At 44.1% G+C, this 12,825-nt stretch carries 11 protein-coding genes; 7 read left to right on the top strand and 4 right to left on the bottom strand.

The genetic code is table 11. The features are described from left to right. Positions 1–44 precede the first annotated feature (44 nt). The 4 genes from ACMX2I_RS01275 to ACMX2I_RS01260 all read left to right on the top strand — a co-directional run bounded on the left by ACMX2I_RS01275 (position 45) and on the right by ACMX2I_RS01260 (position 4,138). Positions 45–1,195, top strand: a protein-coding gene (locus ACMX2I_RS01275) for an IS3 family transposase (RefSeq protein ID WP_414955925.1) whose coding sequence is annotated in 2 segments (ribosomal slippage) — positions 45–318 and positions 318–1,195 — 1,152 coding nt in all. Because the reading frame shifts where the segments join, the coding sequence is not laid out codon by codon here. Between the two features lie 237 nt (positions 1,196–1,432). Next, complete coding sequence (locus ACMX2I_RS01270) at positions 1,433–2,020, top strand: CGNR zinc finger domain-containing protein (protein WP_414958278.1); 588 nt, start codon at positions 1,433–1,435, stop codon at positions 2,018–2,020. Positions 2,021–2,156: 136 nt separating this feature from the next. Then, on the top strand, positions 2,157–2,645 hold the full coding sequence (locus ACMX2I_RS01265; RefSeq protein ID WP_253269176.1) for an HPP family protein: 489 nt from the start codon (positions 2,157–2,159) through the stop codon (positions 2,643–2,645). A gap of 107 nt (positions 2,646–2,752) precedes the next feature. Continuing rightward, positions 2,753–4,138, top strand: coding sequence for a sugar porter family MFS transporter (locus ACMX2I_RS01260; protein WP_414955924.1), 1,386 nt, complete (start codon positions 2,753–2,755; stop codon positions 4,136–4,138). A gap of 36 nt (positions 4,139–4,174) precedes the next feature. On the opposite strand, the gene htpG is transcribed toward ACMX2I_RS01260, so the two are convergent. After that, entirely contained in the window at positions 4,175–6,055 is a 1,881-nt protein-coding gene (gene htpG / locus ACMX2I_RS01255; RefSeq protein ID WP_414955923.1) for a molecular chaperone HtpG, read from the bottom strand. 166 nt (positions 6,056–6,221) lie between these two features. Further along, positions 6,222–6,473, bottom strand: a complete 252-nt coding sequence (locus ACMX2I_RS01250; RefSeq protein WP_087991847.1) for a hypothetical protein — start codon at positions 6,471–6,473, stop codon at positions 6,222–6,224. 118 nt (positions 6,474–6,591) lie between these two features. Here ACMX2I_RS01250 and ACMX2I_RS01245 point away from each other — a divergent pair, with 118 nt between their 5' ends. Next, positions 6,592–7,413, top strand: a complete 822-nt coding sequence (locus ACMX2I_RS01245) for an SDR family oxidoreductase (protein ID WP_414955922.1) — start codon at positions 6,592–6,594, stop codon at positions 7,411–7,413. A gap of 828 nt (positions 7,414–8,241) precedes the next feature. On the opposite strand, the gene ACMX2I_RS01240 is transcribed toward ACMX2I_RS01245, so the two are convergent. Further along, positions 8,242–9,384 (bottom strand): TetR/AcrR family transcriptional regulator, encoded by a 1,143-nt coding sequence (locus tag ACMX2I_RS01240; protein ID WP_414955921.1) that lies wholly within the window; start codon positions 9,382–9,384, stop codon positions 8,242–8,244. 138 nt (positions 9,385–9,522) lie between these two features. Between ACMX2I_RS01240 and ACMX2I_RS01235 the strand changes: the two genes are divergently transcribed. Continuing rightward, positions 9,523–10,860 carry an aldehyde dehydrogenase family protein gene (locus ACMX2I_RS01235; protein ID WP_087991838.1) on the top strand — a complete coding sequence of 446 codons (1,338 nt, stop codon included), beginning with the start codon at positions 9,523–9,525 and terminating at the stop codon, positions 10,858–10,860. 206 nt (positions 10,861–11,066) lie between these two features. Continuing rightward, positions 11,067–11,534, top strand: coding sequence for an RDD family protein (locus ACMX2I_RS01230; protein WP_148963237.1), 468 nt, complete (start codon positions 11,067–11,069; stop codon positions 11,532–11,534). A 43-nt stretch (positions 11,535–11,577) separates the two neighbouring features. Here the strand turns inward: ACMX2I_RS01230 and ACMX2I_RS01225 are convergent, their stop codons facing one another. Beyond that, complete coding sequence (locus ACMX2I_RS01225) at positions 11,578–12,810, bottom strand: PQQ-binding-like beta-propeller repeat protein (protein ID WP_414955920.1); 1,233 nt, start codon at positions 12,808–12,810, stop codon at positions 11,578–11,580. Between the last annotated feature and the right edge of the window lie 15 nt (positions 12,811–12,825).

The raw sequence follows: 12,825 nt of genomic DNA, 5'->3' as shown, positions 1-12,825 counted from the left end.
ACGGATCGTTGTTATCCGAAATTAGACTTGGAGGTGTTTTTTCTATGGGGACAAGAGTGAGTTATCCGCTTGAAGTGAAACAGAAGGCTGTAGAAATGAGATTGGCAGGCGTACCTATGAAAGAGATCATGCAGGAGTTGAATATCAAAAATAATACGCAGATTAAGACATGGGTCAGATGGTATAAGGCTGGTGATACACATCGATTTGAACAGCCTGTTGGTAAGCAATACACTTATGGAAAAGGTCCGGAGTATTCTTCCGAATTAGAGAAACTGCAGGCAGAGAATCGTTACCTGAGACAACAGAATGAAGTTTTAAAAAAGTACAACGAATTGGAAAGGAAGTTGATAGCCAAACGTCAGTCGAACTTGTAGAAGTATTGCACCGATCAATGACCGTACAAGATATCTGTTTTCATTTAGGTATCTCCCGAGCGTCTTATTATCGTTGGAAGAAGAATCTGACGAAGGATCAACCTAAACAGCATTTAGAAAGACAAATCGGCATGTTGTGCCGAGAGCACAAGTATCGATATGGATATCGAAAAATTACAGCTATATTAAAAAAGGGAATGTGTATTAACCATAAAACGGTTCAGCGTATTATGCAGAAAAATCAGTGGCAGTGCCGGGTTAAGGTGAAAAAGCGCAAGAAGAATGGGCAGCCATATGCCGTGGTCGATAATATATTAGATCGGAACTTTCAGTCTGATCATCCTCTTGAAAAACTAGTAACGGACATCACGTATTTGCCTTATGGACAGAAGCAATTGTACCTTTCCAGTATATTGGATGTATACAATGGAGAAGTGATTGCTTTTACGATTGGAGATAAGCAGGACACAGACTTTGTCTTACACACACTTGATCAACTGCCAACACTGCCTGAGAACTGCGTGTTACATAGTGACCAAGGATCTGTGTATACATCTTACGAGTATCAGAAAGCTGTTAAAACAAAAGGCATTACCATGAGCATGTCCCGCAAAGGGACGCCCGCTGATAATGCCTCCATCGAATCGTTTCATTCCTCACTAAAGTCTGAAACGTTCTATCTTAACAGCATTGATCGAACCACGACCGCCATCGTAGAACGCACTGTCAAAGAATACATTTATTATTATAACAATATTCGAATTCAAACGAAACTAAACAGCCAATCACCGATAAGCTATCGGCAATTGGCTGTTTGAAAGGTGTTTTGATCCCTGTCTCAAAAACGGGGGTCAGTCCCGCGCGAGTAAGGTTTTTAATGATGTTTCCCCTCCGGTACATGAAATGCAGGTACAGAAACAGCCTGTTTTCCGGTAAAGAGGAAGAGCCCCGCCCCTATCATCAGAAGCCCGCCTGACAAGTAAAATGGCAAAACCTCCTTTTATTCATATCCTTGCGTGAAAAAGGTTTTGGCGCTTACAATGATGTTGAAAGGAATGATTACATTGGCAAATACTCAATTCCCTCTTATCACACAAAACCTTTCTCTCGATCTCGTGAATACTGAAATCATAAGCTATGATAAACGGCACGATCTCATCCAGTCAGTAAATCATTTGATGGAATGGTTTGACAAAATGGGAGAAACAGCTCCTTTTCTCCATTCTTTTACGTTACAGCAAGTCCAAGAACATGATTCTCTCGTGCTGCAACGAATTCATCGATTCCGCGTTGAGCTGAGAAAACACTTTGAGCGTATCGCCGAGGGCGGTGAACCCTCTCAAGCTTTCATCTCTTTCCTGCAAGATCAAATTGCCGCCGCTCCCTTTTCTTATCAAATCATAGATGACACACTGGCACGCATACCGAATGGAACACTCGATCAATCCATTTTATCGCTTATCGCTTACGACGCGTTATGGCTGATTCATACAAAAGAAATCCAACAGCTGAAAAGGTGCGCAAACGAAAAGTGCATTTTGCTCTTTCTTGATAAAACAGGAAGGCGAAAATGGTGCTCCATGAAGATATGCGGCAACAGACAAAAGGTCTCGCGCCATCAGAAAAAAATCAACAATGAGTAAAAAACCGTTCCCCAGTGAACGGTTTTTTTACTGTTATCATAAACTAACCATTAAAAATTAAATTGACAGGTTAGTTTATAACTATTATTCTATACATACTGGAGGGATTCATTTGGAAAACAACTTCTTTTTGAAAATGAAAGGAAAAGGGAAAACACCTTTACAGGTAAACGGCAAAGATGCTGTGACAGGGCTTGTAGGAGGGTTTATCACTATACTGGCACTTGCCTCGTTGACGGCTTACACCTCAAGCCTATGGTTAATGGCACCTTTTGGAGCGAGCTGTGTGCTCGTATTCAGCGCTTGGAATGCTCCATTATCACAGCCGAGAAATGTGATTGGCGGCCATTTCATTTCTGCACTTACAGGGATTGTTGTCTTTGAGGTATTCGGGGCCCATCCATGGACCTTTGCATTAGGCACAGGACTTGCCATTTGCTTGATGATGCTGACTAAAACCACTCATCCTCCTGCCGGCGCAGATCCGATTGTTGTCATTCAAGGGGCGTATGCTTGGAGCTATTTAATATTTCCCGTACTTATTGGATCTGTCATCATCGTGATCATCGCTCTCGTTATCAATAACTTGCGCAAAAATCGCCAGTATCCCGCATTTTGGCTTTAATGTTCAAAACAAATGTTTCAAATCAGATAGGGAAAGGGTACTCATTTATTAACTTTGTTAAACATATATGAGGTGCTCATTGGTTCAACAACTGAGGGGGAACATTTGTGAAGAAAGACATAAGGAAATATATGATCTACTTTTTCGGCGCTTTAGGGGGGCTGCTTTACGGTTACGATACGGGCGTTATCTCTGGAGCGCTGCTATTTATCAACAACGATATTCCTCTAACAACATTGACCGAGGGATTGGTCGTCAGCATGCTGCTTCTTGGCGCGATCTTCGGGTCTGCTTTAAGCGGCACATGCTCAGATCGCTGGGGCAGGAGAAAAGTTGTATTTGTCCTCTCCATCATTTTCATTATTGGTGCGCTCGCTTGCGCATTTTCTCAAACGGTCGGCATGCTGATTGCGTCTCGGGTGATTCTCGGATTGGCCGTAGGCGGTTCAACGGCACTGGTGCCTGTATATCTTTCAGAAATGGCGCCGACAAAAATCCGCGGAACACTGGGCACGATGAACAACTTAATGGTTGTTACCGGTATTTTATTAGCCTATATCGTCAACTATCTGTTCACGCCATTTGAAGCGTGGCGCTGGATGGTGGGGCTGGCTGCGGTGCCTGCTGTGCTTTTATTAATCGGGATCGCGTTTATGCCTGAATCACCAAGATGGCTCGTGAAACGCGGGCGTATAGAAGAAGCGAAAAACATTATGAAAATCACTCATGACCAAGAAAATATTGAACAAGAACTTGCCGATATGAAAGAAGCGGAAGCAGGGAAAAAAGAAACAACGCTCGGTTTGCTGAAAGCAAAATGGATTCGCCCCATGCTTCTCATTGGCGTCGGCCTTGCCGTTTTTCAGCAGGCTGTCGGCATTAACACGGTGATCTACTACGCGCCGACCATTTTCACGAAGGCCGGTCTCGGCACATCCGCATCAGTACTCGGCACAATGGGGATCGGCGTCCTCAACGTCATCATGTGTATCACCGCCATGATCTTAATTGACCGTGTCGGCCGCAAAAAGCTCCTGATCTGGGGAAGTGTCGGTATTACACTGAGCTTGGCAGCACTAGCAGCTGTGCTCCTGACACTGGGGCTCTCTACATCAACAGCATGGCTGACCGTCGTTTTTCTCGGTGTCTATATCGTGTTTTACCAAGCAACATGGGGGCCAGTTGTATGGGTTCTGATGCCTGAGCTCTTCCCATCCAAAGTACGCGGAGCCGCAACAGGCTTTACTACTTTGGTATTATCAGCGACCAACCTGATCGTGTCGCTCGTCTTTCCGCTGATGCTCAGCGCGATGGGCATCGCATGGGTCTTTACCCTTTTTTCAGGGATCTGTCTGCTTTCATTTTTCTTCGCTCTCTACGTGGTTCCTGAAACCAAAGGGAAAAGCTTGGAAGACATTGAAGCAAGCCTGAAACAACGGTTTAAAAAGAAGAACAGCAGCCAGAGCCAAGTGCTGAATGAGCGTACATTATAAAAAAGGAATCGTCTCACAGGACGATTCCTTTCTCTGTTACACCATAACCTTGCACATATTGTTCGTAAATTCCACAGGGTCCTGAATGGGCAGGCCTTCGATGAGAAGCGCCTGATTGTACAGGAGATTTGTGTACAGGCTCAATTTCTCTTTATCGTGTTCAAATGCATCCTGCAGCGTATTGAATACCTCGTGATTCGGATTGATTTCCAGCACTTTTTCCGCCTGTACATTTTGGCTGTCCGGCATCGCGTTTAAGATTTTTTCCATCTCAATCGTGACTTCGCCATCAGCAGCAAGGCAGACCGGATGTGATTTGAGTCGTTTTGAGATTTTGACGTTTTTCACTTTATCTGACAAAATGTTTTTCATTTCCTCAAACAGATCCTTGTACTTGCTTTCCTCTTCCTCTGACTGCTTTTGATCCTCATCCGTGTCTATGCCAAGATCCCCGCTTGATACGGATTTAAATTCTTTTTCCTGATAAGATGTCAGCATTTTAATCGCAAACTCATCGATGTCCTCTGTGAAGTAGAGAATTTCATAGCCTTTGTCCGCTACCATTTCCGTTTGCGGCAGTTTCTCAATGCGATCGTATGAATCACCTGTCGCGTAATAAATATATTTCTGCTCCTCAGGCATTCTCGATACGTACTCATCTAGGCTGACCAATTTTTTCTCTTTCGAAGAGTAGAATAATAAGAGGTCCTTCAATTGATCCTTATTCGCGCCATAATCATTGTACACGCCGAATTTCAGCTGTCTGCCGAACGACTTGTAGAACGTCTCGTATTTCTCTCGGTCTTTTTTCAGCAGGCTTTGCAGCTCGCTTTTGATTTTTTTGCTGATGTTTTTCGCGATCAGCTTCAGCTGACGGTCATGCTGCAGCATTTCCCTGGAAATGTTCAGTGACAGATCCTCAGAATCGACCATCCCCTTCACGAAGCTGAAGTGGTCCGGAAGCAGATCCGCGCATTTGTTCATGATCAGAACGCCATTTGAATACAGTTCCAAGCCTTTCTCATATTCTTTGGAATAATAGTCAAACGGCATGTTTTCAGGAATAAATAGAATCGCGTTGTAGCGTACGGCGCCATCCACACTGATATGAACGTGTGAGAGCGGTTTATCAAATCCGTAATGCTTTTCAGCATAGAACTTTTCATAGTCCTCATCTGTCAGCTCGCTTTTGTTTTTTCTCCAGATCGGCACCATACTGTTGACCGTCTGTTCTTCCTGCACCTCTTCAAATTCATTCTCGCTGTCTTCCTTCGGCTTATTAATGGTAGTATCCATTTTGATCGGGTAGCGAATGAAGTCGGAGTACTTTTTGATGATCGCTTTTAAACGATATTCTTCTAAAAACTCATCATAGCTGTCATCTTCTGTGTTCTCTTTGATTGTCAGAATAATGTCTGTACCGATAGCATCCTTTTCACACGGCTCAATCGTATAGCCATCTGCGCCCGCAGACTCCCATTTATACGCCTCTTCGCTGCCGAGCGCCTTACTGATGACCGTCACGACATCGGCAACCATAAACGCCGCGTAAAATCCGACACCGAATTGGCCGATGATGTCATGTCCGTCCTTCTGCTCGTTTTCCTTTTTAAACGCGAGGGAACCGCTTTTTGCAATTGTGCCGAGATGCTGCTCAAGCTCGTCCTTTGTCATCCCGATCCCCGTATCAGAGATCGTTAATGTTCTCGCACTTTTGTCAGCCGCGACCTTTATGTAATAACTGTCTTTATCAAACGTAAGCGCATCGTCCGTCAGCGCTTTGTAATAGATCTTGTCAATCGCATCACTTGAATTGGAGATTAACTCACGAAGGAAAATTTCTTTTTGGGTGTAAATCGAGTTAATCATCATATCCAGCAGGCGTTTGGACTCTGCTTTAAATTCTTTTTTAGCCATTCTAGATCGCCCCTTTTTGATTTGTTATTAGGTTATGTAAACTCTTATCAGCATCTATTTATCACATACGGTGACAATTGTCAATCAGGTTAATAGATGCATATATATGTAAATTTAACATTAGTTGGGTTCGTTTTCACTATTATTTCTCAAAAAAAAGTGTTCGTCACCCTCTCTTTTTTACTGCGCCATTCCAGCGGCCAAACTCTCGCTTCATCCAAATATGCACCGGGTAGAAAAACAACCCGAACGGTATCAAAAATAATATATTATGCCATGAAGCATTTAGAAACGCGCGTGCTGTAACCGGAAACGTAATCTCTTTGAATAGAAAAGAGATGACAGTCAGCACAACAAACGCGGACGGAATCGTGACGAAGCAATAAAACTTGAGCTCCTTCTTATGCTGTACCTTCAAAACACACAAAACCTCCCAACAATTTCTAGTCCATCTTAACATATGTTGGCACTTCTTTTCTCGCATGTTTATCACTGCACATAGCGGGAAGACAAATAGAAAAAGGAGGACTCGTGTTATGAGAAGACTTGAAAACAAAACCGCAGTTATCACAGGCGCCGCGACAGGCATTGGTCAAGCGACGGCAGAGGTTTTTGCCAATGAAGGCGCGCGTATGATGATCGGAGACATCAATGAAGATCAAATGAAAGAAACCGCTGAAGCGATTAGAAAAAACGGGGGACAGGCGGACGCCTTTCACCTCGATGTGTCAGATGAAAACAGTGTGAAAGCATTTGCGGATCAAATCAAGGATGCTTGCGGTACGATTGATATTCTGTTTAATAACGCGGGGGTTGATCAGGAAGGCGGAAAAGTGCACGAATATCCCGTTGACCTGTTTGACCGCATTATTGCCGTCGATCTGCGCGGCACGTTTCTTTGCAGCAAATACTTGATTCCGCTCATGCTCGAAAACGGAGGCTCCATCATCAACACCTCCTCCATGTCAGGCCGGGCCGCGGACCTCGACCGCTCCGGCTACAACGCCGCAAAAGGCGGAATCACCAATCTGACAAGAGCGATGGCGATTGATTACGCAAGAGACGGCATCCGCGTCAATTCCATTTCACCGGGCACGATCGAAACGCCGCTGATTGACAAATTAGCAGGTACCAAGGAACAGGAAATGGGCGAAACATTCCGTGAAGCTAACAAGTGGATCACGCCGCTCGGACGCCTCGGTAAGCCGAAGGAAATGGCAACAGTGGCGCTGTTCCTCGCCTCAGACGACAGCTCGTATGTCACAGGAGAAGACATCACCGCAGACGGCGGCATTATGGCTTATACATGGCCTGGGAAGATGCTGATTGATGAGAAGTGGAAGGAAGAAACGAAATAAACATGGCCTGCGCAATATGATGTATTACGATCCATACATTAATTAACATTCAAAGGGAGCTCAGCCTTGATCACGAGGTTAAGCTCTCTCTTCATTTGCTCCTAATTATTTTTCTCTATCTGTAAAAAAGAGATGAAAACTACTTATTGTATTCATTCATATTTATTTTACATACTGTCAATTCTACCTTACAATATATTTAGCATTTATTAGGAGTTGATAGAATGAAATTGTTATATGCCTATATCATTTTAGGAGGTTTCATCAGCATATCTCTTTCTTGTTTTTTTCAGTTAGGTATTTTTAATCTCGCTTTATATCTTATCTATTTAAACTATGCACTTTTTTTATATAAACGAGCTAAAAGCGCCAAAAGTTCAAATTAATACTTAGTATATCCCTTAACAGATTGTCAAAATAGAGAAAATAACATCTTGAATGACCATGAATCCACTATACACTTATTCCAAAAGTTAGCATAATACTAAAGTCTACATAGAGAAAGGTACGCAATTTATGTCACAAAACAAACTTCTCTTTTTACTCTTTTCACTTTCTTCTATCATTCACTTGCTCTTCAATGCAATTTTAGACCCCACTGTAAGCTGGAAAGCTTGGTTGATGAACGTTGCTCAAATTCTTTTGGCCCTTCTATTTTTAAATCTCACCTTGAAAGAAATTCAAAAGACCAAGTGATATAACGACACAAAGCCCGGACTGAGTATCCGGGCAAATGTATATCGGTTGGAAGCATTAAGGTTTTCTTTTCAAAACCTACTGAAGTTACTCCCCAGCCTTCCATTTCAACCGCAGGCTGGTTTCTCTCGTTTATAGCAAGACAACCTTATACTTCTTCACATCCAAAAACTGCAAAAACTCCCTCGCCAGCACTTCCGGCGCATGCGCTTTTCCTTCATCAAGCCGATACAAAATCAGTCCGATAATCATCGCGGATACATAATAGGCGTAAAGTTTTTTCTCCGCATGAATGTCAGTCTGCTGATGCAGGTAAAACGATTCCAGCGCTTTGAACATATCAGATATCACATGAGGAACACCCCATTCCCGATTGAGAAACGGGACAATGGGCATGTTTGATAAAGCAGAAAGCAGACTGGCTAGCGCCTCCTCCGCATCCTTTAAAGAAAGCTCATTCAAACTTGAGGCAATCGTCAGGTGATCTATAATCTCCGCACATGATTGCTGAATCATGGTCTGCAGCAATTCCTCTTTGCTGGCATAGTGATCATAAAAGGTTGCGCGGCGGATATTGCTTTTCCGGGTCATGTCAGAAATCGTGATGGCCGTGTAGTCTTTTTTTTCTGCCAATACGTCCAGCAAAGCCTTCTGAAGCGCTTCTCTCGTTCGAACCACACGCCTGTCGATTTGCTTGTCCTCCTGCCGCTTCCTTGACGGGGCCTGTCCAAACAGCCAATAAAACCGCTTTTGAGAAACGAGCTCCCATACCTTTTGGCTGATGGCTTCCGGAGAAGCGTCCGCATCCTCATTCAGCCAATAGAGAATAATCGCGTACGTGTACAAAGCCCGGTAATGTCCGTAAATCTCCTGTTCGATCGGCGTCAGATTCACATTGACCGGAGCCAGCAAAACATCCTGCTGAAACACATCCTTAAAAAAACGATGAAACTGTCCTCTATTCATCATCGTGCCAAAAAAGGATCGATGCTCGTGGACAAAGGACAGAGTCGGATGCACGGTGTGCCGTTTTTTATTTAAATGGAGTGTGTCCATATGCTTGAAGGCATCATAGAGCGCTTCACCCAGCCCTTCCTTCATGTCTTCGATCACATCCTCAATAATAGAGAACTTGTCTTCATAATAAAGGTAGAGCGTCCCGCGGCTCACTTTGGCCTTTTCAGCAATTTCTTTCATTGTGATGTGTTGAATGTATCTTTCTTCCAATAAAGCCAGCAGCGCCTGTTTCACTTGAGCTTCAGCAGATTCCGCCACAAAAACACCCCAGTCATTAGACAAATATTCGATATATGTACGGTAACGTATAGATGGTTCACCGTTGTCTTTCTTATAGAAAAGGTACCACTTTATAATAGGTCCGAGAAAAGAAGAAAGCAAATGAGGGGATTTACAATGGAACAGCAAATAAAAGACGACATTCAGCGTGTGTTTCAGCTTCAGAAAAAACAGCAAAAAGCATTACGAGCTTCAACAGCGGAACAGCGCAGAGAAAAGCTTCAGCGCTTTTTAGATTCTGTGATCGCCCATGAGGAAGAAATCACCGAAGCGATCCGCAAAGACGTCCGCAAACCATATCACGAGGTCAAAAAAGCGGAAATCGAAGGAACAAAAAAAGCAATCCGAGATAATATGAACAACCTGGAAAAGTGGATGGCGCCTAAAGAAGTCGGTTCATCGTTAAGCCCCGAGGCAAATGGGATTCTCATGTACGAGCCAAAAGGCGTAACACTTATCCTTGGCCCGTGGAACTATCCGTTTATGCTCACAATGGCGCCGCTTGCCGCTTCTCTCGCAGCCGGAAACAGCGCGATTGTGAAGCTGTCCGATTTTACGATGAACACAAGCAACATTGCCGCTAAAGTAATCCGAGATGCTTTTGATGAAAAAGAAGTCGCGATTTTTGAAGGAGAGGTTGAGGTGGCAACCGAGCTTCTGGATCAGCCATTCGACCATATTTTCTTCACCGGAAGCACAAATGTCGGAAAAATCGTCATGACAGCGGCTGCCAAACACTTGGCATCTGTCACACTTGAGCTTGGCGGCAAGAGCCCGACAATCATTGACAGTGAATACGATCTCATGGACGCAGCGAAAAAGATCGCCGTCGGCAAATTCGTAAACGCCGGCCAAACCTGCATCGCACCTGATTATCTGTTCATTAAAAAAGATGTGCAGGACAAGTTCGCGGGCATTTTACAAACAATCGTCAACGCAGGATTTATGGAGGATGATCGCAATCCGGACCGCAGCAAATTTACGCAGATTGTCAACGACCGCAACTTCAACCGCGTCAAAGACCTGTTCGACGACGCTATCGAAAAAGGTGCGGAAGTCGTGTTCGGCGGCGTATTCGATGCCAGCGACCGCACGATCTCGCCAACCGTTTTGAAAAACGTCACGCCCGACATGAAAATCATGCAGGAGGAAATCTTCGCACCGATCCTGCCGATGATGAATTATGAAGACATCGACGAGGTCATCGATTACGTAAATGACCGCGATAAACCGCTTGCGCTTTATGTATTCAGCCACAACCAAGGCCTGATCGACAACGTCCTTCAGCATACAACATCAGGCAACGCAGCCATTAACGATGTTGTCGTTCACTTCAGTGACGTCAACCTGCCATTCGGCGGCGTCAACACAAGCGGGATCGGCTCCTATCATGGCGTATATGGATTTAAAGAGTTTTCTCACGAAAAAGGTGTATTGATTCAAGCCTCTAAATAATCATAGTTAAGAGAATCTGCATTACTCTGCGGATTCTCTTTTTTATCATCCTATTAACCTAAAGACAAAAAGGAAAATAGAAGAAATGAATAGTAATAAAATACTGTTTTTGCTACGAGACCAAATTCCTCTAGTATATCTCATTGAAACCGCACAACCTCTCACGTATAATATCCCAGAAAACTTCAAAGGAGAGAATTTTATACATGGAAAAACCAGCTGGATTTTGGATTCGGGCAGTTGCCTCTATTATTGATGATTTGATTATCTATTTTTTTGCTTTTATTATGATTTTTATTAACACCTTCATTGTCCTGCCTCTCATTGATGCAGGAAGCCCTTATATGACAGAAGGAGAATATAAATTTTATGTGCTGGTATTCGGAACAATCCCTGTTATAGCCATCATCTATATCTTCGGCATTCTTTATTATAGCTTGCTGACTTCTTCAAAAATGCAAGCAACACTGGGCAAAAAACTCATGGGCATCATCGTTGTCAATCAGTATGGCGAGCGTCTTTCTTTTTGGCACAGCTTTGGCCGTTTCTTCGCTTACATACCATCAGGCATTTTGTATATCGGTTACATTATGGCGGCTTTCCCCTCTAAACTGGCATTACACGATTATATTTGCGGGACAAAGGTTATCTATAAAAGTAAAAATCTCGATTGATTACCAAAAAAAGGCTGACGAGATAACCTCGCCAGCCTTTCTGCTATTTCCCAAAAGCCATTAGCTTCGTATAGCTTCCAATATAAAGCGTTCCGTCCTCAGCAAGCTGAGGAGATGACACGACGTTGCTGTCGGTTTGATAGCTCCATAATTCATTGCCGTTTGAGTCCGCCGCATAAACCTTCATATCATCTGACCCGAAATAAACCGTTCCTTTCGCATCAATTAGCGGCGCCGTTCTGACAGGGCCTCCTGTGTAGAATGACCAGTTCATATCTCCGTTTTTGCTGATGGAAAACAGCTCGCCGCTTCCTGAACCGATGTAGATATTGCCATTATGGTCGATCGCAGGCGATGAACTGGAGAACCCGTTAAGCGGAAATGTCCATTTTAAGCTGCCTGTTGACGTATACGCATACAGCTGTCCGTCTTGGTTACCGGCATAAACGTTGCCATCCTTATCAATCACTGGATATCCTTTAAACGCTTTTGACGTCGTTCTGGACCATTTCACCTGTCCGGTTCCGGAGTTGATCGCATAAAACACGTAATTATATGTGCCTACATATACAGTGCCGTTTTTGGCAAGCACCGGCACAGAGCTGACGACACCATTTGTTTTCAACTTCCAGCGTTCTGTCCAAGTTGATTTTGACGTCGGTTTGATCGCGTGAACATAATTATCAAGTGTTGAGAAGTACAACGTGCCGTCTGAACCGATCACCGTTTCAGAGCTTGGCCCGCCGCTTAATGGGACCGTTGTTAGAATCTCGCCTGTTTCCTTGTCGATAAAATAAATCTTTTTGTCATAGGATGCCAGATAGATAACGCCGTTGGTTCCGAGTACGGGAGATTGCGTGAATGTTTTTCCCAGATTGCCTGTCACCCATTTGACTGAGCCATCCGGATTAAAAGCTTTCATTTCCCCATCTCTGGAATGAAGATATACTGTGCCGTCTTCATCAATCACAGCCCCCGCTCCATTTTGAGGAGTCGTTCTGATGTCGTTTTGCCATTTCAGTGTCCCGTCTGTATCTCCGGCGAACCGGCTTTCGCGTGACCAGTTAAACATGGCAGGCGCCATAGCTTGTACATCATACCTTCCTGTCAAAAAGCCGGATGCTCCATTATTTTGAGAAAACACCGTTTCCGCCGCATAAGCAGCTGTTGGCTGAAGCACTTTGGCAGCGGGCACATCAGAAACAGCGCCGACTGACACAGCAGCCGCCACCGCGGCTCCCGCAATCAAAGCTTTCATGCGAAATGAACTGACCATCATTGAGACCCCCAT

The sequence above is a fragment of the Bacillus sp. SW14 genome (assembly GCF_047608225.1).
GTDB lineage: Bacteria > Bacillota > Bacilli > Bacillales > Bacillaceae > Bacillus > Bacillus subtilis_G.
This window is presented reverse-complemented; position numbering and strand designations above follow the sequence as displayed.